At 49.9% G+C, this 24,502-nt stretch carries 21 protein-coding genes and 1 pseudogene; all 22 read left to right on the top strand.

The genetic code is table 11. From position 1 onward, the window contains the following. Positions 1-106: 106 nt before the first annotated feature. The 22 genes and pseudogenes from serC to HNQ56_RS08285 all read left to right on the top strand — a co-directional run bounded on the left by serC (position 107) and on the right by HNQ56_RS08285 (position 24,100). Positions 107-1,195 carry a 3-phosphoserine/phosphohydroxythreonine transaminase gene (gene serC / locus HNQ56_RS08390; RefSeq protein ID WP_429144599.1) on the top strand — a complete coding sequence of 363 codons (1,089 nt, stop codon included), beginning with the start codon at positions 107-109 and terminating at the stop codon, positions 1,193-1,195. Between the two features lie 122 nt (positions 1,196-1,317). Then, entirely contained in the window at positions 1,318-2,496 is a 1,179-nt protein-coding gene (locus HNQ56_RS08385; RefSeq protein WP_429144597.1) for a phosphoglycerate dehydrogenase, read from the top strand. 381 nt (positions 2,497-2,877) lie between these two features. Beyond that, on the top strand, positions 2,878-4,362 hold the full coding sequence (locus HNQ56_RS08380) for a methyl-accepting chemotaxis protein (protein WP_429144595.1): 1,485 nt from the start codon (positions 2,878-2,880) through the stop codon (positions 4,360-4,362). A gap of 59 nt (positions 4,363-4,421) precedes the next feature. Beyond that, positions 4,422-5,663: a DUF1015 domain-containing protein gene (locus tag HNQ56_RS08375; RefSeq protein ID WP_429144593.1), complete on the top strand. Its 1,242-nt coding sequence runs from the start codon at positions 4,422-4,424 to the stop codon at positions 5,661-5,663. 95 nt (positions 5,664-5,758) lie between these two features. Next, complete coding sequence (locus HNQ56_RS08370) at positions 5,759-6,421, top strand: YesL family protein (protein ID WP_429144591.1); 663 nt, start codon at positions 5,759-5,761, stop codon at positions 6,419-6,421. A 272-nt stretch (positions 6,422-6,693) separates the two neighbouring features. Next, the gene (locus HNQ56_RS08365; RefSeq protein ID WP_429144590.1) at positions 6,694-8,802 is read left to right on the top strand and encodes a glutamine synthetase III family protein; all 2,109 of its coding nucleotides are present in this window, start codon (positions 6,694-6,696) and stop codon (positions 8,800-8,802) included. 238 nt (positions 8,803-9,040) lie between these two features. Beyond that, a complete protein-coding gene (locus HNQ56_RS08360; RefSeq protein WP_429144588.1) occupies positions 9,041-9,493 on the top strand; it encodes a MarR family winged helix-turn-helix transcriptional regulator in 453 nt (150 codons plus the stop codon). Between the two features lie 70 nt (positions 9,494-9,563). Next, positions 9,564-10,541 (top strand): beta-ketoacyl-ACP synthase III, encoded by a 978-nt coding sequence (locus tag HNQ56_RS08355; RefSeq protein ID WP_429144586.1) that lies wholly within the window; start codon positions 9,564-9,566, stop codon positions 10,539-10,541. 85 nt (positions 10,542-10,626) lie between these two features. Continuing rightward, positions 10,627-10,863 carry an acyl carrier protein gene (acpP, locus tag HNQ56_RS08350; protein ID WP_429144584.1) on the top strand — a complete coding sequence of 79 codons (237 nt, stop codon included), beginning with the start codon at positions 10,627-10,629 and terminating at the stop codon, positions 10,861-10,863. 55 nt (positions 10,864-10,918) lie between these two features. Next, a complete protein-coding gene (gene fabK, locus HNQ56_RS08345; RefSeq protein WP_429144582.1) occupies positions 10,919-11,860 on the top strand; it encodes an enoyl-[acyl-carrier-protein] reductase FabK in 942 nt (313 codons plus the stop codon). Between the two features lie 25 nt (positions 11,861-11,885). Next, entirely contained in the window at positions 11,886-12,827 is a 942-nt protein-coding gene (gene fabD, locus HNQ56_RS08340; protein WP_429144581.1) for an ACP S-malonyltransferase, read from the top strand. Positions 12,828-12,843: 16 nt separating this feature from the next. Next, entirely contained in the window at positions 12,844-13,584 is a 741-nt protein-coding gene (gene fabG, locus HNQ56_RS08335; RefSeq protein WP_429144579.1) for a 3-oxoacyl-[acyl-carrier-protein] reductase, read from the top strand. Positions 13,585-13,752: 168 nt separating this feature from the next. Then, entirely contained in the window at positions 13,753-14,985 is a 1,233-nt protein-coding gene (gene fabF / locus HNQ56_RS08330) for a beta-ketoacyl-ACP synthase II (RefSeq protein WP_429144577.1), read from the top strand. A gap of 51 nt (positions 14,986-15,036) precedes the next feature. Beyond that, positions 15,037-15,558 carry an acetyl-CoA carboxylase biotin carboxyl carrier protein gene (gene accB, locus HNQ56_RS08325; RefSeq protein ID WP_429144575.1) on the top strand — a complete coding sequence of 174 codons (522 nt, stop codon included), beginning with the start codon at positions 15,037-15,039 and terminating at the stop codon, positions 15,556-15,558. Between the two features lie 30 nt (positions 15,559-15,588). After that, positions 15,589-16,014 carry a 3-hydroxyacyl-ACP dehydratase FabZ gene (gene fabZ / locus HNQ56_RS08320; protein WP_429144573.1) on the top strand — a complete coding sequence of 142 codons (426 nt, stop codon included), beginning with the start codon at positions 15,589-15,591 and terminating at the stop codon, positions 16,012-16,014. A gap of 11 nt (positions 16,015-16,025) precedes the next feature. Further along, positions 16,026-17,360, top strand: coding sequence for an acetyl-CoA carboxylase biotin carboxylase subunit (locus HNQ56_RS08315; RefSeq protein WP_429144571.1), 1,335 nt, complete (start codon positions 16,026-16,028; stop codon positions 17,358-17,360). A 3-nt stretch (positions 17,361-17,363) separates the two neighbouring features. Next, a pseudogene (locus HNQ56_RS08310) lies at positions 17,364-19,046 on the top strand (acetyl-CoA carboxylase carboxyltransferase subunit alpha). Positions 19,047-19,366: 320 nt separating this feature from the next. Then, positions 19,367-19,726: a BlaI/MecI/CopY family transcriptional regulator gene (locus tag HNQ56_RS08305; protein WP_429144570.1), complete on the top strand. Its 360-nt coding sequence runs from the start codon at positions 19,367-19,369 to the stop codon at positions 19,724-19,726. After that, entirely contained in the window at positions 19,723-21,039 is a 1,317-nt protein-coding gene (locus HNQ56_RS08300) for a M56 family metallopeptidase (protein ID WP_429144569.1), read from the top strand. The genes HNQ56_RS08305 and HNQ56_RS08300 overlap by 4 nt, the downstream gene beginning before the upstream one ends. Positions 21,040-21,100: 61 nt before the next feature. After that, positions 21,101-21,595, top strand: a complete 495-nt coding sequence (locus HNQ56_RS08295; protein ID WP_429144567.1) for a flavodoxin family protein — start codon at positions 21,101-21,103, stop codon at positions 21,593-21,595. After that, positions 21,589-22,257 carry a flavodoxin family protein gene (locus HNQ56_RS08290; protein WP_429144566.1) on the top strand — a complete coding sequence of 223 codons (669 nt, stop codon included), beginning with the start codon at positions 21,589-21,591 and terminating at the stop codon, positions 22,255-22,257. Before HNQ56_RS08295 ends, HNQ56_RS08290 begins: the two co-directional genes overlap by 7 nt. 82 nt (positions 22,258-22,339) lie before the next feature. Next, entirely contained in the window at positions 22,340-24,100 is a 1,761-nt protein-coding gene (locus tag HNQ56_RS08285; protein ID WP_429144564.1) for a DUF5050 domain-containing protein, read from the top strand. The last annotated feature ends 402 nt before the right edge of the window (positions 24,101-24,502 follow it).

Raw genomic sequence — 24,502 nt, 5'->3', positions numbered from 1 at the left:
AAGCTTAATACTTTATTAAGCTAAAGCTGTAAACTATCGAAATCTGTTTCGGATCTAAAGTAGCTCAAATCAAAAAATAAATGTAAGCTTTAAGGAGGATGAAAGAGTGGGAAGAATTTATAATTTTTCAGCAGGGCCGGCTATGCTGCCGGTAGAAGTGCTCAAGGAAGCAGCGGAAGAGATGCTGGATTACAGGGGCTCGGGAATGTCGGTAATGGAGATGAGCCACAGATCAAAGGCTTATGAGGCAATTATCCAGGAAGCTGAGAAGGATTTGAGAGAACTGATGAACATTCCGGATAATTATAAAGTACTTTTCCTGCAGGGCGGGGCATCCTTACAGTTTGCCATGATACCCATGAACCTGATGAAGAACAAGGTGGCAGACTATATTGTTACCGGACAGTGGGCGAAGAAAGCATACCAGGAAGCAAAAATCTACGGGCAGGCCAATGCCATTGCCTCCTCGGCAGATAAGACCTTTTCCTATATTCCGGATTGCTCCGATCTTCCGATTTCTGAGAATGCGGACTATGTGTACATATGTGAGAATAATACCATCTACGGCACCAAATTTAAGAAGCTTCCCAACACCAAGGGCAAGACCCTGGTAGCGGATGTATCCTCCTGCTTCTTATCCGAGCCGGTGGATGTTACCAAGTACGGCGTGATCTACGGCGGTGTACAGAAGAATATCGGCCCCGCGGGTGTGGTTATTGTGATCATACGCGAGGATCTGATTACGGAGGATACCCTGCCCGGCACTCCCACCATGATGAAATACAAGATTCATGCCGAAGAGAAATCCTTATATAATACCCCTCCGGCTTATGGTATCTATATCTGCGGGAAGGTATTCAAGTGGATTAAGAACAGGGGCGGCCTGGAAGCCATGAAGGAGTATAACGAGAAGAAGGCGGCGATACTCTACGATTTCCTGGATCAGAGCAGTATGTTCAAGGGTACGGTGGTGAAGGAAGACCGTTCTCTGATGAATGTGCCCTTTGTTACCGGCAATGAGGAGCTGGATGCCAAGTTTGTCAAGGAAGCGAAGGCGGCGGGCTTTGAGAATCTCAAGGGCCACAGAACCGTGGGCGGAATGAGGGCCAGCATCTACAATGCAATGCCCATCGAGGGTGTGGAGAAGCTGGTTGAGTTTATGAAGCAGTTCGAGGCGGAGAATACCCAGGCATAACCATTATGATAAACGCGGCGTGAATGTGCGGACGCAGGCCGCGGATGCTTAATCAGATCAGTCCCACATCAGAATAGAATATAGGGTGCCGGCCCGGGCCGGTGCGGATTGGAGAGCAGGATATGAAGTATAATTGTCTTAATCCTATTGCCGAGATAGGCCTGAATATATTTACAGAGCAATATGAAAAGGTAGAGGACAGAAACGACGCGGATATGATTCTGGTTCGCAGCGCGTCAATGCACGAGATGGAGTTTGGCGATAATCTGAAGGCGATTGCCAGGGCGGGTGCCGGAGTAAATAATATCCCCCTGGATAAATGTGCCGAGGAGGGTATCGTGGTATTCAACACTCCGGGAGCCAATGCCAACGGAGTAAAGGAGCTTGTAATCGCGGGTCTTATGCTGGCTTCCCGTGACATTATCGGCGGGGTGAACTGGATTCAGTCAGTGAAGGGGGAGCCTGGGGTTGCCAAGCTGGTTGAGAAGGAGAAGGCGAAGTTCGCAGGAAAGGAAATCCAGGGAAAGAAGCTGGGCGTAATCGGCCTTGGAGCGATCGGTGTCCTGGTAGCCAATGCCGCCAACCGTCTTGGGATGAAGGTATATGGTTATGACCCGTTTATTTCCGTTGACAGTGCATGGAATCTCTCCAGGGAAGTTGTTCATGTGAAATCCAGGGACGATATTTACAGAGAATGTGATTACATCACGGTTCACACACCGTTGATCGAGGATACGGATCCCAGCGTGAATACAAAGCAGATGATTAACACGGATTCCATCAGCAAGATGAAGGATGGGGTGATCCTCCTTAACTTTGCCAGAGATCTTCTGGTAAATGACGCGGATGTGGAGACCGCCTTGAAATCCGGAAAGGTAGCCCGGTACGTGACCGACTTCCCCAATGAGAAGACCGCCGGAATGGAAGGAGTAATTGCAATTCCTCATCTGGGCGCTTCTACCGAGGAATCGGAGGATAATTGTGCTGTAATGGCTGTGAAGCAGCTTAAGGACTTCATGGAGAACGGTAATATCAAGAACTCTGTGAATTACCCCAACTGCGATGCAGGCATCTGCACTACCGCAGGCCGCGTTGCCATCTGCCACAGGAATATACCAAACATGCTGACTCAGTTTACCGGTGCTTTCTCAGCGATGAACATCAATATTACCGATATGATGAATAAGAGCCGCGGCGATTATGCCTATACGGTGCTGGATGTAGAATCCTCCGATAACAGCGAGGTTGCAGAGAAGCTGTCAAAGATCAACGGAGTGCTTAAGGTTCGTGTTATAAAATAAATAAAGGAATGGTATATCATATGCCGTTTTGATGGGACATGGGCAATATGGGATTATTTACATATTGCTCATGTCCCGGTTGGCGTTTTACCGCAGACAAAAGAATGCAACAGTTCAGACAGGGGCAGGGAGGAGGACAAGGGGTTCCCTCACACACAGGATGGAAGACACATGACTGGATTTGTACGGCACCACCGTACATACATGTTCGTCTGTGCCGTACAAATCCAATCATATCTCTTCCATACAGTGCATTACGGGAACCCCTTGTCCTCCTCCCTGCCCCTGTCTGAACTGTTACAAAAGAATACCGGTATAAATGCAGTTGGATTTATAGAGGAGTATCATTTACACTGCATATTTGTTAGAATGGAGAATACGATGGAGAAACAGAATGCTTACAACTTGAAAAGAGTGGATAGGATCAATGTGCTGGTAACAATATCAATTGTACTTCTGATCTGTTCCCAGGTGGTGATGAATCGAGGATTGGCCGAAAGCATCGCACCCCTTGCTGCCGGAGCTTTTGTGGTTGCCGTGGCGGTAATCAATTATTTCCTTAAAATAAATCAGAATATCAAGGCCTTAATTTATGCGCTTTTACCGGCAATTGTGGTGCTTGCGCTGTTCATACTGGATATATTTACAATGAACAAGCACTATATGCTTATTATTACGACGGCAATGATAACTCTTTATTTCCGTAAAAACCTGATTCTCATCTATGCCGTCATCGTAGATATTGGAATGGTGGTTATTTACATTATTACTCCGAAGGGATTAATGGGGACGGAGCATGAATTAAGCGGCTTTCTGAAGGTCTTTACCCTGATGGTAGGACTTCATGTATTACTGTATTTTCTGACAAAATGGGGAAATGATCTGATACAGGTGGCAGAGGATCAGGGAGCGCAGGCGCAGAAGCTGCTTCAAAAGCTGGAAACTACTTTGAAGATGGTGGAGGAGGGAACCAATACTCTGGATCACAACATCGGAGAGGTGGATACCCAGCTGGAAGGGATTCATTCTGCAAGCAAGGGAATTCTGGATTCCGTACAGCAGATGGCTATGGCGATCCAGGAGGAAGCCACCAGTGTATACCGTATCAACGAGACCATGAGTCACTCCCTGGAGGTTGTGAACCAGACCATCGACATTTCCAGAGGCGTTGTTGAGAAATCGAATCGGATGAGCGTAATGGTGGAAGACGGCTGGATCAAGATGAATGAGGTGACCGACCGTATGGATACGGTAAATTCAGCCATCGAGAACACGGTTACTACGGTGAGTGATCTGGAAATCAGCCTGGAGCAGATCAACCAGCTTCTGGTTAGCATCAAAACCATTGCGGAACAGACAAACCTGCTGGCCCTTAACGCGTCCATTGAATCGGCCAGGGCAGGAGAGCAGGGCAAGGGCTTTGCCGTTGTAGCGGACAGCATTCGTACTCTATCGCAGCAGAGCAGGAAGATTGTAGAGGATATTAATGAAGTTACAGCCATGATATTTGAGAAATCGCAGGCGGCCTCCCGGATGTCCGAGAAAGGAAAGGCGGCAGCCCATGAAGGGATCCGGATTATCAGCGAGGTTTCCGCTTATTTGGCGGATATTCTGGCTTCCTATCAGGAAACCAATACGGATCTATCCAAGAGCATGAATGAAATTGCGGTTGCCGCCAATAACTTTATCTCCGTACAGGAGCAGGTTACCAATGTGGCAAGCATCTCGGAGGAGAACGCGGCTTCCACTCAGGAGATATTGTCCATCATAGAGGATGAGAACACCAAGATCGATTATATCAATGCTTCTGTATCCGAGGTACATGGCCTCAGCAGGAAGCTGAAGGAAATTGTGGAGGAAGTGTAGCTCAGGGATGATAGCAGTCTGAGTGTATATAAGAAAACTGAAAGATGGGGGAGTTGAATATGGCAGTAATAAAACCGTTTCTATGTATAAGGCCGGAGGAAAAGGTGGCCCACCGGGTAGCAGCCCTGCCCTATGATGTCTATAACCGCAGTGAAGCAAAGCAGGAAATTATCCGGGAGCCCTTGTCCTTTCTTCGGGTTGACCGGCCGGAGACTAATTTTCCGGATGAGGTGGATATCTATGACGCCAGGGTCTATGAAAAGGCCAGGGAGATTTTGAATCAAATGCTGGAGGATGGGATTTTCAAGCAGGAGGAGAAGGAATGCTATTATATCTATGAGCTGATCATGAACGGCCGCTCCCAGACGGGCCTGGCGGCCTGTGCCTCTATTGAGGATTATTTGTCCAATGTAATTAAGAAGCATGAGAACACAAGGGCGGATAAGGAGCTTGACCGGATCCGTCATGTTGACACCTGCAATATGCAGACAGGGCCCATCTTCCTTGCCTATCGCGCCCATCAGGTAATCAACCGCATTGTGGAGAAGGCGAAACAGCAGGAGCCGCTGTACTGCTTTGTATCGGCGGATGGAATAAGCCATAATGTATGGCGCCTGGACGGTGAGCAGGAGATTCATGCCGTCAGGGAAGCCTTTTCGGAGATGGGCAGCATCTACATTGCGGACGGTCACCATCGTGCCGCGTCTGCCGTTAAGGTCGGCTTGAAGAGAAGAGAGGAGAACCCCGGTTATACGGGAGAAGAGGAATTCAATTATTTTCTGTCCGTGCTCTTTCCCCATGACCAGCTGATGATACTGCCCTATTACCGTGCGGTGAAGGATCTGGCGGGGCTGTCCAGGGAGGAGTTCCTTGGCAGAGCAGGAGAGAATTTTGAGGCGGAATATCTGGGGGCGGTTCCCTTTGCCCCGGAGAAAAAGGCTGAGTTTGGAATGTATCTGGAGGATGGCTGGTATCGTCTGACGGCAAAAGAGCATTTGACGGCGATTCAGGATCCGGTTGCCTCCCTGGATGTGTCCCTGCTCCAGGATTACCTCCTTCAGCCGGTTCTTGGAATCGAGGATCCGAGGGTGGATAAGCGAATTGACTTTATCGGCGGAATCCGGGGATTGAAGGAGCTGGAACGCCGTGTGGCAGAGGATATGACGGTGGCATTCTCCCTGTACCCCACTTCCATCGAGGAGCTTTTTGAGGTGTCCGATGCGGGCAAGCTGATGCCGCCCAAATCCACCTGGTTTGAGCCGAAGCTGCGCAGCGGTCTGTTCTTACACCGGTTGTCCTGATATTTATAATTATTTTACTTTCTTAATAACCGCAATTGTGCTAAAATAGAAAGGAATTATTACGCTTAAAAAAGTGAAAGGTACAGGTGTTGGTAATGGGTAATCTTTTTAATATGGACAATCCTTTCTTTACCGCGTTGGCGAAGATATGTGATGTTATATTTTTGAGCCTTGTGTGGGCTCTGGTGTGTATTCCGCTGATCACCATCGGGCCGGCTAATACGGCATTGTATTATACGACAGTCAAGGTAATCCGGAGAGAACGCGGATATCTGACGCGGGAGTTCTTCAAATCCTTTAAGCTGAATTTTAAACGGGCCGCGATCATAGGTGTTGTACTTACCATCGCCTTTGTGATCTTAGGCTTCGATCTGATCTGGGGATACGCCAATATGAGCACCGGTACTGCTGGATCCATTTTATTCGGCATTTTTGTAGCAATTACCTTCCTGTTGGTTGCCTTTGCAGTCTATGTATTTCCTGTGCTGTCAAGGTTCGACATGACGGTGAAGCAGTTGGTGAAGGCGGGAGCATTCATGTCCATCCGGCACCTTCCCTCCACGGTAGTGATGATCGTTATTACGGCTGCCGGAATCTTGGGAGTTTTCCTGATTCCGATTCTGATCTTTGTTATACCTGCTGCCGTAACCTTTTTGAATTCCCTGCTGATGGAACGTGTGTTGAAAAAGTACATGCCTAAGCCGGAGGAGCTTTCGGAGGACGAGACTCCCTCGAAAGATGAATGGTATCTGGAATAGATATAGTATGGGTGTCAGGCACCTTGATTCGGTGTCAGGCACCTTTATTCATTTCGTATATTTGGTTTCGTATTGCGGAATACTTTCCGTCATTTACAATAAACTTTAAAAAGTTAAAAATAAATACTTTTCATTTCGGCTAGAATGTGGTATATACTATATATAATTAAGTTGGAACGAGGGTGTTCTCATTTAACATAAGACAAGTGGGTTACCACTTGTCGTTGTTTTTGAGGGCATTTTTTTGTCTCCACGAGAGGAGAGAATAGGGTATGTCGGAGAAATTGACGGAGATTTTTGGAACAGATGTGTTTAATGAAGCGACGATGGTGGAGCGCCTGCCGAAGAAAACTTATGCGGCGTTGAGGAAAACCATCGAGAATGATGAGGATCTTGACCCCAATATAGCGGAGGTGGTGGCCAATGCGATGAAGGATTGGGCAATTGAGAGGGGGGCGACGCATTATACTCACTGGTTCCAGCCGCTCACCGGGATTACCGCGGAGAAACACGATTCCTTTATCAGTCCCACCCAGGACGGCAAGATTATTATGGAATTCTCCGGCAAAGAACTGATTAAAGGAGAGCCGGATGCTTCCTCCTTTCCTTCCGGAGGTTTAAGGGCAACCTTTGAGGCCAGAGGCTATACGGCATGGGATTGCACCTCCCCGGCTTTTTTAAGAGAGGATGCAGCGGGAGTTACTCTCTGTATTCCTACTGCTTTCTGCTCCTATACGGGAGAGGCGCTGGATGTTAAGACACCGCTGCTGCGCTCCATGGAAGCCCTGAGCGTCCAGGCGGTACGTATCCTGAAGCTGTTCGGTCATGACAATGTGAGGAAGGTCACTCCGTCGGTGGGGCCGGAGCAGGAATATTTTCTGGTGGATAAGATGAAATATTTGATGAGGGATGATCTGATCTTCACCGGGCGGACTCTGTTCGGTGCAATGGCCCCGAAGGGCCAGGAATTAGACGATCATTATTTCTGCAGTATCAAGGAAAGAGTGGCTTCCTACATGAAGGAGCTGAACATTGAGCTGTGGAAGATGGGGGTTACGGCCAAGACCCAGCACAATGAGACGGCTCCGGCACAGCATGAGCTGGCTCCGATCTATGCTACTGCTAATATCGCGACGGATCATAATCAGTTGATTATGGAGTGTATGAAGAAGGTGGCGAACCGCCATGGTCTGGCCTGCCTGCTTCATGAGAAGCCCTTTGCCGGTGTGAACGGCTCCGGCAAGCATAATAACTGGTCCATGGTTACGGATACCGGCAAGAACCTCCTGGACCCGGGCAAGACACCTCACGATAACATACAGTTCCTGCTAATGCTCTCCGCGGTGCTGAAGGCAGTGGATTTACATGCGGATCTGCTTCGGGTATCCGCATCGAACCCCGGCAATGACCACAGACTGGGAGCCCATGAAGCGCCTCCCGCTATTATTTCCGTGTTCCTGGGAACCCAGTTGGAGGACGTGATCGCCCAGCTGATTGAAACGGGAGAAGCCCGGAGCAGCAAGGACGGCGGCAGACTGAACGTGGGGGCACATGCAATTCCTGAATTGAAGAAGGATGCAACGGACCGCAACCGCACCTCACCCTTTGCCTTTACCGGCAATAAATTTGAATTCCGTATGGTGGCGTCCTCCATGTCCGTAGGTATGGCGAATACCGTATTGAATACCATCGTAGCGGATGTGCTGGGAGATATGGCGGATGAGCTGGAGAAGGCCGAGAATTTTGATATTGCAGTTCATGATCTGATTAAGAAGACCTTAACGGAGCATCAGAGAATTATCTTCAATGGGAACGGATATGCCCCGGCCTGGGTGGAGGAGGCTGAAAGAAGAGGTCTTCCCAATATCAAATCCATGGTGGAAGCAATTCCTGCCCTGGTGACAGAGAAAACGTTCCGGTTATTTGAAAAGCATCATGTGTTCTCAGAGACGGAGCTCCATTCCCGTGCGGAGGTTTTATACGGTTCCTATGGGAAGGCTATTACGATCGAGGCAAAGACCATGATCTCCATGGCCAGGGTGAAATATATTCCGGCGGTGATTACCTATACCCGTAAGCTGGCAGATGCTATCAATTCTATCCGTTCTGCAGCGGCGGAGGCGGATGTTTCGGTTCAGACCGAGTTGCTGAAGGATATATCTGGATTGCTGGTCCAGGCCCAGGCGGCAGTGAAGAAGCTGGAACAGGTAACGGCGGAAGCCCATACACTTTCAGGTGTGGATGCACAGGCGATATTTATCCGGAACAATGTATTTCCAGCTATGGAAGAGCTGAGAGCACCCATTGATGCACTGGAAGTACTGGTTGAGAAGGATTTGTGGCCGGTTCCTACATATGGGGAGCTGCTATTTGAATTATAGAGAAGGAAAGAGATAAGCCCTATCCGGCGACGCAGTACAGCGTTTGCCTGGACAGGGCTGTTCTTTTGCTAAAAAATTTCTTGACAAAAAGTCGTTTTTCATTTATATTTTGATTATCAAAATATTTGCATCACAAAGTATTTTGCAAAGGGGCATGGGTCAGCAGATCGGACGGACTTTGTCAAAGGGCCGAAAGCGGCTGGGTCTGGGAAATATGCCGGGTTAAGGAGAAGGGCACATGAATGAGAAACTGATGGAAATCAATAAGACGCTGGTGGAGGTTTATGACGACATAATCCATATCGAGGAATATTCCATCCGGCAGGGAGCCTTCAGCGATTTATCAATTACAGAAATTCACACCATTGAAGCGGTGGGAATGTATGGCTCGAAAACCATGTCGGAGATTGCCCTGGAGCTGGAGATCACCATGGGTACCCTGACCACTGCGGTGGATAAGCTGATCCGAAAGGGGTATGTGGAGCGCAATCGAAGTGCCTCTGACCGGAGAATTGTGAATGTGAGCCTGACTAAAAGGGGGAAGCTGGCATACCGGATTCATGAGAAGTTTCATATTGACATGGTGAAGGCAATTATGTCTGATTTTACCCAAGAGGAAGAGGAAGTGCTGCTGACAGCCTTGAATAAGCTGAACCGGCATTTGAAGGATATCTACCGCGCCAAAGCATAGAGAAAGATTATTATGATAAATGATCTGGAAGGGGGCAGCGGGTTATGGATTGCTCTAAGGAGGATTTAGAATGAAGCGTGCGGTGATTGCCGGTACAGGCAGCTATGTTCCGGAGAACAGAGTAACCAACGATGATATGGCATTGCTGGTGGAGACCAGTGACGAATGGATTGCATCACGGACAGGAATCAGAGAGCGGAGGATATCCACCGGGGAGAACACCTCGGATCTGGCCTGTGAGGCGGCGAAAAGGGCATTACAGAATGCCGGATTGGACGCCGGACAGCTGGATCTGATTATCTGTGCTACCATAACACCGGATTCCTTTATGCCTTCCGTGGCCTGTATGGTTCAGGAAGGCCTGGGGGCAGGGAGGGCAGCCGCCTTTGACCTGTCGGCGGCCTGCAGCGGACTGGTCTATGGGATGGCTTGCGGGGCATCCTTTATTGAAAGCGGTATGTTTGGTAATATTCTGGTGATCGGGGCAGAAACCCTGTCAAAGACATTGGATTTTACGGACCGTTCTACCTGCGTTCTATTTGGAGACGGGGCGGGGGCAGTGGTGCTGCAGGCCTCCGATACCGGCGGAGGGATCTCCGGTATCCATCTCCTGAGCGACGGGAGCAAGCAGGATTATCTCAGGCTTCCTGCCCTGCCGCTGAAGAAGCCGGGGCTGGAGCAGGCGGACACACCGCCTCAGGTAATAACCATGAAGGGGCAGGAGGTCTTTAAATTTGCGGTCAGAAGCATCACGGAGCATATCCGTACCGTGCTGTCCCGGACCCAGGTACCGGAGGAGGAGATCAAATATATCATAACTCATCAGGCCAATAACCGTATTATTGAACAGGCAGCCAGATCCAGCGGCATACCGGACGGGAAGTTCTACCGGAATCTGGACCGCTATGGCAATACCTCTGCCGCGTCCATCGGGATAGCATTGGATGAAATGGCACGCAAGGGGCTGCTGGAAAGCGGAGATAAGATATTGTTAGTAGGCTTTGGCGGAGGAATGACCAGCGGAGCTCTGTTAGTGGAATGGAGCTGATAAAGCATTCCTTTCCAAAACAAAAATAAAAATATGAAAATGAAAAGGAGGAAGTCCTCCGTCAGTCAGGAGGATGAATAAGATCATGGATTTTAACAAAATTAAAGAGGTAGTAGCAGAGCAATTAGGAGTGGATGTAACCGAGCTTACATCAGAGACTTCCCTGAAGGAGGATCTGAATGCGGATTCTCTGGATTTATTCCAGATTATTATGTCTCTTGAGGAGGAGTTCGGCATTGAGATTCCTACTGAGGATACGGAGAATATCGCAACCATCGGAGATATTGAGAAATATCTTACCAACAGAAGCGGGGCAGAATAACTGCTTCGGGTTCCTTTAAGCGTGAGATGGCAGATGCCGTCATGGAGGTTAAATAATGAGGTTACAGTCTGGAGTTTGCGATTTACTGAATATAGAATACCCGATTTTTCAAGGTGCAATGGCCAGAATATCCGATGCCTCACTTGCATCCGCGGTGTCGGAAGCCGGGGGCCTGGGCATTATAGCCGGAGGCACGGCACCGGCAGAGGTGATCCGGGCGGAGGTCAGAAAAGCAAAAGAACTGACGAAGAAGCCCTTCGGCGTGAATATCATGCTGCTGAGCGAATTTGCGGATGACATGGCGAGAATGGTATGCGAAGAAGGCGTTAAGGTAGTTACCACCGGAGCGGGAGCCCCCGGCAAGTACATGGAGATGTGGAAATCACATGATATCAAGGTGATCCCTGTAGTTCCCTCCGTTGCCATAGCAAAACGCATGGTGCGCAGCGGAGCGGATGCGGTGATCGTAGAAGGTACGGAGGCCGGCGGTCATGTAGGGGAGCTTACGACCATGGTTTTGGTACCCCAGGTGGCGGATGCGGTAGAGGTTCCGGTCATTGCTGCCGGAGGAATTGCCGACGGAAGAGGAATCGCAGCCGCCTTTATGCTGGGAGCGGAGGCAGTGCAGGTAGGAACCCGCTTTCTGACGGCTTATGAGTGTACGGTCCATCCTAATTATAAGAAGAAGATTCTGGGGGCGAAGGATATTGATACCGCGGTTACCGGACGGCCCACCGGACATCCGGTCAGAATACTGAAGAATAAGCTGAGCCGCAGATTTGCGGAGCTGGAGGCTGCCGGTGCCACGGCACAGGAGCTGGAGCAGCTTGGAACAGGAGCTCTGGCTAAGGCGGTGGTGCAGGGAGATATGGAATACGGCAGCGTCATGGCAGGCCAGATTGCCGCTCTTGTGAATAAGGAACAGAGCTGTAAGGATATCATTACAGAAATGTTTGCAGAGGCACAGGAGCTGCTGGGCTTTGAGTGGTGGAAGTAAAGTAAGAGCTGAAACGGAGAGAGAGATGGGAAAGACAGCATTTTTATTTGCCGGTCAGGGAGCGCAGTACGTCGGCATGGGAAAAGAGCTCTACGGGGCATACCCGGTCTGCAGGCAGGCCTTCGAGGAAGCAGGAGACAGCCTGGGTTATGATATAGCAAAGCTGGTGTTTGAAGGAAGGAAAGAGGAACTGGATCTTACGGAGAATACACAGCCTGCCATTGTAACCATGTCCGTGGCGGCTTTTCGGGCGGCAGGGGAGCTGGGAATTGTGCCGGACCTGGTTGCCGGATTAAGTCTTGGAGAATATTCTGCTCTGACGGCCAGCGGTGTGTTCACCCTGTCCCAGGCGGCAGAGCTGGTAAGGAAGCGGGGACGTTTTATGCAGGAAGCGGTTCCTGCGGGAATCGGCAAGATGTGCGCCATATTAAACCTGTCCGGGGAGAAGGTAAGAGAAGCCTGTAATGAGGCTTCCGCTTTTGGAACGGTACAGCCTGCAAATTATAATTGTCCGGGGCAGATTGTCATCGGAGGCGAGAACCGGGCGGTAGAGGAAGCGGCCCGGCTGGCGAAGGAAAAGGGAGCTATGAAAACGATAGAGCTTGCGGTCAGCGCCCCCTTCCATACCTCCATGCTTGCGCTTGCGGCAGAACGTCTGAAGCAGGAGCTGGAACCCATGGTTCTTGGAGAGCTGGATGTACCGGTTATCTGTAATGTAACCGCAGACTATATCAGTGATACCAACCAGGTGAAGGATTTGCTTTACCGTCAGGTGATGAGCAGCGTGCTCTGGGAGCAGAGCATCCGCAGGATGATTGCCGACGGGGTAACGGAGTTTGTGGAAATCGGGCCGGGTAAAACCTTATCCGGATTTGTGAAGAAGATTGACAGGGGGCTTGCGATCTACAATGTGGAGGACATCGCATCCCTGGAACGCACTGCCGGGGCATTGCAGGCAGGAAGATAGAAAGGAAGCAGATAGAATGCTGAAAGGAAAGGTTGCTGTAATAACCGGAGCGGGAAGGGGAATTGGGAGAGCCATCGCTCTGCAATTTGCCGGATACGGCTCCAAGGTGGTAGTAAATTACCGCAGCAGTGCCGCCCAGGTGGAGGAGCTGCTGGATACCATAAGAAATGCAGGCGGTGAGGCAATCGCGGTGCAGGCGGATGTCAGTAAGGATTCGGAAGCCAGGAAGCTGATGGAAGAGGCAGTGAGGCAGTACGGAAGAGTGGATATCCTGGTGAACAATGCCGGTATTACCAAGGATAATTTACTGATGCGCATGTCGGAACAGGATTTTGACAGTGTGATAGATATTAACTTAAAAGGCAGCTTTTTATGCACAAAGCATGCGGCTACCGTTATGCTGAAGCAGAAAAGCGGGAAGATTATCAATATATCCTCCGTGGTTGGGCTTACGGGCAACGCGGGGCAGGCAAATTACGCCGCGTCCAAGGCCGGTGTCATCGGAATGACGAAGGCGGCAGCCAGGGAGCTGGCATCCCGGAATATCACGGTGAACGCAGTGGCGCCGGGATTTATTGAGACGGATATGACGGATAAGCTGTCAGACAAGATCAAGGAAGCTACCGTAGCAAATATTCCGTTGAAGCGTTATGGTGCTGCGGGAGAGGTGGCAGAAGCGGTCAGCTTCCTGGCTTCCGAGGCGGCAAATTATATTACGGGCCAGGTGCTCCAGGTGGATGGCGGGCTTGTGATGTAGTACCCTGGCAGTGTCTTTGGGTGAACTAAGAGACGATAATGCAGCATTATGGCGGTACTTTAGGTAAACCAAAAGGCACGGTGATACAGTAACACTGTGTTGGAGCAGGCTACGAAATAGGAACGAAAGTGATTTTGAGGCGGCTTAAGCTGCCATATGGAGGGAACTATGAATCGCAGAGTCGTTGTTACAGGAATGGGTGCCATTACTCCCATTGGAAATAGTGTGGAGGAATTTTTCCGGAATATACGGGCCGGAGTATGCGGCATTGATTTTATTAAAACCTTTGATACGGAAGGCTTTCAGGCAAAGCTGGCGGCCCAGGTGAAGGATTTTGAACCTAAGAATTACATGGATGCCAAGGATGCGAGACGCATGGACCGCTTTTCTCAATTTGCGGTGGCGGCGGCAAAGGAAGCGATAGAGGACTCGGGAATCGATCTGGACAGAATTGACAGAGACCGTTTTGGAGTAGTAGTCGGCTCCGGCATCGGAAGCATCGGACTGATTGAGAAGGAAACGAAGAACCTGCTGGAGAAGGGGCCTAAGCGGATCAATCCCCTGTTCATCCCTATGACAATTACCAATATGGCAGCAGGCAATCTGGCGATTCAATACGGCGCAAGAGGCACCTGCACCAATGTAGTGACGGCCTGTGCAACCGGAAGCCATAGCATAGGAGAGGCATTCCGCAATATAAAACACGGTTATGCGGATGTTATCCTGGCCGGAGGAACCGAGGGCGCCGTCACTCCCCTGGGAGTGGCGGGCTTTGCAGCTCTGACGGCGCTTTCTACCAGCAGTGATCCGCTGAGAGCGTCCATTCCCTTTGATAAGGAAAGGGACGGCTTTGTAATCGGGGAAGGCGCGGGTATCCTGGTGCTGGAGGAATATGAGCATGCTAAGAGCCGCGGCGCCAAAATCTATGCCGAGGTGGCCGGTTACGGTTCCACCTGTGATGCTTATCACATCACCGCCCCGTCGCCGGATGGGGAGGGCGGAGCCAAGGCGATGAAGCTGGCCATGGAAGAGGCCGGAATCACGCCTGCCCAGGTGTCCTATATTAATGCCCACGGCACCAGCACGCCCACCAATGACCGGATCGAAACCGCAGCAATCAAGCTGGCTATGGGTGAGGAGGCATACCGGATTCCCGTAAGCTCCACCAAGTCCATGATCGGCCACCTGTTGGGAGCAGCGGGAGCGGTAGAAGCGGTGATCTGCATGAAGGCCATGGAGGACAGCTTCATTCCTGCGACCATCGGACTGAAAATTCCCGACGAGGAATGTGATCTGGATTATGTACCGGGAACAGGGAGAAACGCCGAGCTGACCTATACGATGTCTAATTCTCTGGGCTTCGGCGGCCACAATGCAACTCTGGTATTTAAAAAGCTGTAGAAACGCTGATGGGAAATAAATTCGCAGGCTTTGACAGAATGGAGGATTAGAATGGATTATAAGTCGATTATCAATCTGATGAAGGAAATGAACAATACAGATTTGACCAAACTTGAGATAGAGGAAGAGGGATTGTGCATTTGCATGGAGAAATTACCGATGCCGGTAAACATCCCTTCCGGGCAGAATATCCCTTATGCGCCCGGTGTGAATTCGCCGATGCCAATCTATGCTTCGGCACCCGCCGCATTGCCGGCGGGCGGTTATGGCAATACCGTAATTGCCCGGGAAGCGGCTGCGATACCGCCGGAAACAGCGGGAGAGAAGGAAGAGGAAAACCATAAGAAGCAGGTGTCGCCCATGGTGGGGACCTTCTATGCCCAGCCCTCCCCGGATAAGCCCCCCTTTGTGAAGGTGGGAGACATGGTTAAGAAGGGGCAGACCCTCTGCATTATAGAAGCCATGAAGCTGCTGAATGAAATAGAAAGTGAATATGACGGCGAGATTGTCAGCGTTCTGGCGGATAACGAAGAGATGGTGGAATTCGGGCAGACCCTGTTTCTGATAAAATAAGCTGCTGTAATCAGGTTGGATGGAGGAATTATGTTAAATATTGATGAGATACAAAAAATCCTGCCCCATCGCCCTCCCATTTTATTGCTGGACCGTGTGGAGGAGCTGGAGCCGGGAAAACGTGCGGTAGCCAGAAAATGCGTCACAATGAACGAGCCCTTTTTCCAGGGGCATTTCCCCGGGAAGGCGGTGATGCCCGGAGTGCTGATTCTGGAATCCTTAGCTCAGGCAGGAGCCATCTGTATGCTTACGGTTCCGGGAAATGAAGGCAGGCTGGTATACTTCGGAGGAATGGACCGGGTAAAATTCAAACGCCAGGTAGTGCCCGGCGATGTGCTGACCCTGGAGGTTGAGATCACGAAAAGCAAGGGCAGCTTCGGTGTGGGAAATGCGACAGCCTATGTGGACGGCAAGGTGGCTGTGGAAGCCGTTCTGACCTTTGCCATCGGGGAATAAGGAGAAGCGGGATGTTTAAGAAGATTTTAATAGCAAACAGGGGTGAGATCGCAGTCAGAATCATCCGGGCCTGCAAGGAGATGGGCATCGAAACGGTGGCGGTCTATTCCGAGGCGGACCGGGAGGCCCTCCATGTCATGCTGGCGGATGAGGCGGTATGCATCGGCCCCGCAAAGTCCAAGGACAGCTACCTCAATATGCAGAATATCATCAGTGCAACGGTGCTGACCGGCGCCACCGCGATTCATCCGGGCTTTGGCTTTTTATCGGAAAACAGCTCCTTTGCCAGAATGTGCGAGGATTGCAATATAACCTTCATCGGCCCTAAGGCGGATACCATCGATCTTCTTGGCAACAAGTCAAGGGCGAGGGAGACCATGCAAAAGGCGGGCGTACCCGTGGTTCCCGGCTCGGAGGGAGAGGTGGCATCCACAGAGGATGCCCTCCGTCTGGCGGAGCAGATTGGCTATCCGGTGATGATTAAGGCTTCGGCCGGCGGCGGGGGCAAGGGGATGAGAGCCGTATTTGCCCCGGAGGACCTGGAGAAGGCATATACCTCGGCGAAAGCAGAGGCAAAGGCTTCCTTCGGAGACGATCAGGTGTATATCGAGAAGCTGATTATTCATCCGAAGCACATAGAATTTCAGATACTGGCGGACAGCCATGGAAATGTGGTTCACCTGGGGGAGAGGGATTGTTCCGTCCAGAGAAGAAATCAGAAGATGATAGAGGAATCCCCCTCCGCAATCATGACCCCGGAGCTGAGGACACGGATGGGCGAGGCGGCGGTAAGGGCTGCCAAGGCTACCGGTTATGTCAACGCGGGAACCATAGAATTCCTGCTGGATAACCAGGGAAATTATTATTTCATGGAAATGAACACCCGCATACAGGTAGAGCATCCGGTGACGGAGATGGTTACCGGAATTGACATGATTAAGGCTCAGCTTCTGATTGCCTGTAGCCAGGAGATGCCCTACCGCCAGGAAAATATCGAATTCCGGGGCCATGCCATTGAATGCAGAATCAATGCGGAGGACCCGGCTAAGAATTTTATGCCCTGCCCGGGACGGGTGGAGAATGTGCTGTTTCCCGGCGGCTTCGGCGTGCGGGTGGACAGCGCCCTTTACTCCGGTTATACGGTGCCCTCCTGCTATGATTCTATGCTGGCCAAGGTGATTGCATACGGCAGGGACAGGGAAGAAGCTCTTCAGAGAATGAAGCGTGCCCTTTCCGAGCTGGTTATTGACGGAATTCAGACCAATGTGGACTATCAGTACGGGCTTTTGGAAAGGGAAGAAATCGTCTCCGGTCATTATCACACGGGACTCATTGAGGGAAAATAATCTATGAACAGGAATCCATTTAAGGCAAAGCAATATGCAACCTCGAAGATATACCGGGCCAAACCCCAGGATATAGAAGGCATTCAGGCGGAAGACGAGCGCCCCAATGTCCCCCAGGGTATCATGATAAAATGTCCGGGCTGCGGAAAGGTCATTTATACAAAGCTGCTGTTAAAGAATTATAATTGCTGTGATGAATGCGGCTATAACTTTAAGCTGCGCGCCAAAGAACGTATTGCACTTGTTGTAGATGAAGGGGAATTTCAGGAATTTGACCCTGAAATGATCAGTACGGACCCTCTGGACTTTCCCGGCTACCGGGATAAGCTGGAGAAGACCCGGTCCCAGACCGGCCAGGCAGACGGCGTGGTGACGGGACTGGGTAAAATAGAAGGAAACCCGATTATGCTGGGGGTGATGGACCCTTATTTCTTCATGGGAAGCATGGGAACTACCATCGGAGAAAAGCTGACCCGTTTATTTGAACGGGCAACAAAGGAACAGCAGCCGGTTATTGTGTTTACTGCCTCCGGCGGGGCCAGAATGCAGGAGGGGATATTCTCCCTGATGCAGATGGCGAAGGTCAGCGCGGCGGCGGCAAGGCATAATGAAGCGGGGCTGCTCTATATAGTGGTTCTCACAGATCCCACCACCGGCGGCGTGACGGCCAGCTTTGCCATGCTGGGGGATATCATTCTGGCGGAGCCTGGGGCTTTGATTGGATTTGCCGGACCGCGGGTGATTGAACAGACCATTGGACAGAAGCTTCCCGAGGGCTTTCAGAGAGCAGAATTTTTGCTGGAGCATGGCTTTGTGGATCAGATTGTTCCCAGGGACCAGCTGCGGAGCACCCTGGGAGCTATCCTGAGAATGCATCTGAGATAGCAGGAAGGAGAGACTATGGGTATTACACCTTGGGAGACGGTGAAATTGGCCAGGATGCCGGTACGCCCCACAAGCCTGGATTATATAGAACGCATCTTTGACGGATTTATGGAGATGCACGGAGACCGCTATTACGGAGAGGACCGGGCAATCGTGGGAGGCATTGCGCTTCTTGGCGATACCCCGGTTACGGTAATAGCGCAGCAAAAGGGAAGAAATACAAAGGAGAATATCACCCGTAATTTCTCCATGCCTCATCCGGAGGGTTACCGAAAGGCGCTCCGGCTCATGAAGCAGGCGGAGAAATTCGGCCGTCCTATTATCTGTTTTATTGACACGCCGGGAGCCTTCTGCGGATTGGGAGCGGAGGAACGCGGGCAGGGAGAAGCCATTGCGGAGAATCTGGCACAGATGATGCTGCTGAAGACACCCATCCTGTCGGTGGTGATTTCAGAAGGGGGAAGCGGCGGAGCGTTGGCCCTGGGAGTTGCCGACAAGGTGTATATGCTGGAACATTCCATTTATGCAATTCTGTCACCCGAAGGATTTGCCAGTATTCTGTATAAGGATTCCTCCAAGGCCGAACAGGCGGCAAAGGATATGAAGCTCACTGCTCAGGATTTATACCGGTATCAGGTCATTGACGGCATTATACCGGAGCCCCAGGGAGGAGCCCATAACGATTATGCACAGATGGCGGACAGCATCCGGTCGGTTCTTGAGGCGGAGCTGGCACAGCTCCGGGGCATGAAGCTGGAAGAGCTGCTGGAGAACCGGTATCAGAAGTTCCGAAGAATATAAATACTATAATGTAGTGTACAAATAAGTGAAATATAAAGATGAAATACAAAGATGAATGATAAAGGCAAAAGAAATATACAAACGTAAGAAATACAGGATGAATGTAAAATAGAGAGAGTATAGCCCATGACAGTGGCTTTGATGGATTGTTTCAGAGCTGCCGCCATGGGTTATATTTTTAACAAATCAAAATAAAATACCTGTAATTTTCAGCCAGATATGTTATACTACTAAAAGAAATAGGGACCTTGACAGGCCAGGTCTATTGTGATAAACTCAACGCATGGTTTATTGGAATAGACCGAAGGAGGTCACGGTATATGGAAAACTATAAGTTATATGATGCAGAGTATAAATTTACAAGTCTTATCTGGGATAACGAACCCATTAATTCAACCGAGCTTGTGAGACTTTGTGCGGATCAGCTGGGATGGAAGAAATCCACCACCTACACTGTGTTAAAAAAGCTCTGTGACCGCGGGATATTGCAGAATCAGGACGCGGTTGTAACCTCACTGGTCAAACGGGAGCATGTGCAAAAGTACGAGAGCAATGCCGTCGTGGAAAAGTCCTTTGACGGCTCCCTCCCCAAGTTTCTAACTGCTTTTCTCGGCGGGCGTAAGATCAGCCGGCAGGAAGCCGAGGAGCTGAAGCGGATTACCCCGGAGGCGATGAAATGAGCAGTCGTCAAGAGCTGTTTACCACGGTACTCAACATGAGTATCACAGCCTCCTATGTGGCTGCCGGGATTATTCTTGTTCGGATACTTCTGAAGAAGGCCCCGAAGATTTTTTCCTATGCCATATGGGCGGTGCTGCTGTTCCGTCTGATCTGCCCCTTTTCCTTCAGTACCTCCTTCAGCTTCCTGGGATTATTGAATGTGAAATCCCAGAATAGCATGGGTGTATTAGAATATATATCGCATGATATCGGGGCGGTGCAGGCACCTATAAAGCAAAATGATATCAATGGTTCGGGTATTAACGGCTCAGATATTGGCGGTTCCGATGGCAGTGGTTCAGATATCAATGGCTCAAACGTCGGCGATTCCAATAGCAGTGGATCAGATCTCAGCAGTGCAGATGTCAGAGGCTCGGATATCAGCAACCTGGACAGCGCGGCGGGGATAGGTGCATCCCTGCTCCGGTCTATACGAACGGCAAAGGCAAATTTCATACAGATATGGATGGATGTTTTAAGTATTATATGGCTTACAGGGATAGCGGTACTGTTTTCTGTCAGTATCATTTTATATATAAAAATAAAGAGACGGCTTCTGACAGCTACTCTGGTGAATGATAATATTTACGAGTCGGACCGGATCGGAACCGCGTTAGTCTGCGGCTTCCTTCATCCGAAAATATACGTACCCCTAGGTGTGGAAGAACCCGATCTTTCCTATATACTGGAGCATGAGCGCACGCACATCCGCCGGAGGGATTATCTCATCAAGCCTCTTGCTTTTTTCGCTCTCCTTCTCCATTGGTTTAATCCGCTTATGTGGCTGTCCTTTGCCCTTATGAGCCGGGACATGGAGATGTCCTGTGATGAAAGCGTTCTGCAAAGGATGGGCCGGGATGCCAGGGGAGGCGGATTTCTGGTGGTCGCTCCAAAAATTTATGGGAGCTATGAGGAGGAAGACCGGCTCAAAGTCTTTGCAACAACCTATCAGAAAAAATATAAGCTTTTTGGCAATGAGATATCGGAGGGAGAGTACGGCAGCATTATTCCGGCAGCAATTACCTATCGCAAAGACGATAACGGCGATTATATCCTGGAGGAATACCGGCAGGCGGAGGATGGTGCGGGATTTGTTCCCTCTATCGAGGAATATTGCACGATGCCCGTATCCGGAAAGAAGATCGAGGAGCTTGCGGATACAATTCTTGAGGATTACCCGGGCGGGGAAGATATTCAGGCTCTGATGCAGGATAATCTGAGGAAGCATTTGAAGAAACATGGAGTGGAAGAGGTTGAAATTGCAATGGAGTAAGATCAGCAATAAAGAGAAGCTATAAAACGCAGCAAAGCCAATAATAAGGGGGAGGATGCCAATGATTATACATGATTTGGAGCAGGAAGAGGCGCAGCAGGTTTTGGCTGGCGTGCCAGATTCCGGCAGAATATCGGACAACGGAACGATCCGCAGCTGTACCGGGTGTTTCGGATGCTGGATTAAGACACCGGGACAGTGTGTTATTAAGGATGGCTATGAGAATATGGGCGAATTGCTGGGGAAGACCACGGAGCTGATTGTCATAAGCAAATGCTGCTACGGGAGCTTCAGCCCCTTTGTCAAGAATGTATTTGACCGGAGCATTTCCTATATCCACCCTTATTTTAAAATCAGGAATAGGGAAATGCACCATAAGCGAAGATATAATAATGTGATACAGCTCAAGGTTTTCTTCTACGGGGAGGAGCTTACACAGCAGGAGAAGAATACGGCGGCTCAGTATCTGGAAGCAGTCTGTCTTAACCTGGATTGCAGTCTGAAGGAGCTGAAGTTTTTAACAAAAAAGGAATTAATGGAGGGCTGTATATGTTAAAAATAGCATTGATCAACGCAAGCCCCAAGGCAAAGGACAGCGCTTCCGGATGTCTTCTGGAGGAACTGAAGCCTTTATTAAAGGACAGCATAATATCAGAATATTCCATCCGAACACCCCGGTTGAAGGAGCTGGAAGCCCTGTTGCAGCAGGATGCGGTTGTATTTGCCTTTCCTATCTATGTGGATGGAATTCCGGCCCATTTGCTCCGCTGCCTCTCCCAATGGGAGGAGCCGGCCCGGGGACGAAAGCCCGGTCTCAGGGTCTATGCCATCGTAAACTGCGGTTTCTACGAAGGGCATCAAAATAAAAATGCGCTGCAAATTCTTAAAAACTGGTGTACAAAAGCCGGACTGACCTGGGGGCAGGGTGTGGGGATAGGCTGCGGCGGGATGCTTGCAGCAATTCGCGGCATACCCCATGGACAAGGCCCGAAGAAGAATATATCAGTGGTTCTGGAGATGCTGGCAGGGAACATCCTGGCCGGAGGCAGCTCCGAGGGGGCTGGTTCATCATCAGCGTCATCAGCACTTGGGTTGCCGGAGCTGTATACACAGCCGGGATTTCCACGGATCATGTATAAGCTGGCCGGAGAATGGGGCTGGAGGAAGACGGCAAAAGCCAACGGGCTTAAGAGGAAGGATTTGGGTATACGCCGGTAAGAAATGCAATGGGCAGTTCAAAGCCCTTCCAGGCGTAACCATTCATTTTACATAATTCTCAGACAAAACAAAAGGAGACGACATGAAAAAAAGTTTGATTATATTTACTGTTCTTATATTGATTCTTAGTTTCGGCGGCTGCGGGACCCGAAGCGGGAAGGTTGAAGAGGCAAAAGCGAATGTCCCGGAAAATGAAGCAGGAGATACTGCGGGGGATGTCGGATTGTCTGCGGTCCCTGTAGTGTCGGAACCGGATACCGCACCCACAAGCGCCCCGGAAGTCATTCCGGAGGTTGTAAACAACCGCGGGGATTGCGCGCTTTCCGGCGGCAGGCTATATTATATTAACAACTATGATAATATAACACTTTATAGTATGAATATCGACGGCAGTGATAACCGCAAGCTTAACGATGATTGGACGTCATGGTTCTATGTATCCGGAGACCGGATTTATTACCGGAATGGGCAGGGCGGGGAGCTCTATGCCATGAATACCGACGGCAGCGGGGAGCAAAAGTTAAACGACGATGATTCCATGAATGTTAATGTCGTCGGTGACAGGATATATTACAGTGTTTGGGATGAGGCTTCTGCGCTTTACAGCATGAACACTGATGGCAGTGACAGGAGAAAGGTGGATGACGGCAGTTCCTCATACAGGAATGTGGTGGTGGATGACCGGATTTATTATTACGGTGATTTTAACGGCAGTAAGGGAATCTACAGTGTAAAAACGGATGGAAGCGGCAGAATTAAGCTGACGGAGGACAGTCCTTACCGTATGACGGTGGCAGACGGCTGGATTTATTATAACAATGAGGACGACGATACCAAGCTTTATGCCGTCAGAGCCGATGGCAGCGACAGGCATAAACTGACCGATGACTACGGGTTAAGCATCAATGTGGCGGATAACCGGATTTATTACCAGAATGGAAATGAGAATAAAATCTACAGTATAAATACGGATGGCAGTGACCGGAAGCTCCTGTCCGAAGATAGCGCGGAGTGGCTTGTTGTCGGAGGCGGCCGGATTTTCTATACCATGACCGGAGCCAATATCTACTCTATGAATACCGACGGCAGCGACAAGCGGATATTAGCAGATTTGCGCAGCGGTTTGTACAAGGATGTAACGTATGAAATCAGCGCCAGCCTGCGCGAAGACATGCCGGAATACCGTTTTGTGGCCAAAGGGATGACAACGGGGACGGATGAATGGGTGCACGGCTCTGTTATGGGGCTGGAGGTCTTTGATGAAAACGGCCTTTCTCTTCTCACGGCGGACTTTTCCTATACTTTCCGTGATCTGGTAGAAGGAAACGGTGTTTATAACATAATGATGGACACCATGGGTCTGCATGTTACCGATGTAAATTTTGACGGTTATAAGGATGTAATTATTTTGAACAACTTCAGCGGTGCCCACGCAAATACCTGGTATGACTGCTGGCTATGGAACCCGGAGGACGCGTCCTTTGTCAAAGCGGAAACCTTCACCGATATTGCCAATCCGGCCCTTGATATGGAGAAAAAATGCATTTACTCTACCGGAGGATCGGGAGCAGGCAATCGGAGCTGGACTATTTATCAGTTTATTGACGGTAAATTCAAGGCCACCAACAATTTGTCCTATAACGAGGGAAATGAGGGGTATCACTTTCAGGAACAAAAGCTTGTGAATGGGGAAATGGAAATGGTGCGGGATGATGTGATAAAGGAAGACAGCTTTGAAGATGCGGTGTCTGCCGCAGGTTATATTGGTGATGAGCTGTGGCAGCTGGAGCATCCGCGCTGGTATGGGGTTGGAGGTCATGAGGCTGACCAGTGGCTGGAATAATGTTTTTGGGAGCTGATACGCGGGATGCAGATTTCAGCAATGCGGATTTGAGAGATGCAGTTTTTTTATCGCAGGGACAAATAAATTCTGCCAGAGGTAATCGAAATACCAAACTACCCCAATACTTGGAATATCCGATTACATGGAGATAATAGATTGATGTAATCCCTTTTAGACAAGGCCCGGCAGAAAATATCATACCGGATAAGGAAAAGTCTGCGGAGGGAGCTGGCAGATGAACTTAAATTTCCTCCTTGACATTTTTCGGATTTGTAGTAGAATATGTTTCAATATAAGAAAAGCTATGAAGGAAAGAGTAGCTGTGGCAGCGCATTCAGAGAGAAGAACGCTCGGTGGAAGTTCTTTATGTCAAGCCCCTGTGAAAACCGTTCCGGAGCCGTA

Origin of the sequence: Anaerotaenia torta, from assembly GCF_050433395.1 — a bacterium.
Taxonomy (GTDB): domain Bacteria; phylum Bacillota; class Clostridia; order Lachnospirales; family Lachnospiraceae; genus Mobilitalea; species Mobilitalea torta.
This window is presented reverse-complemented; position numbering and strand designations above follow the sequence as displayed.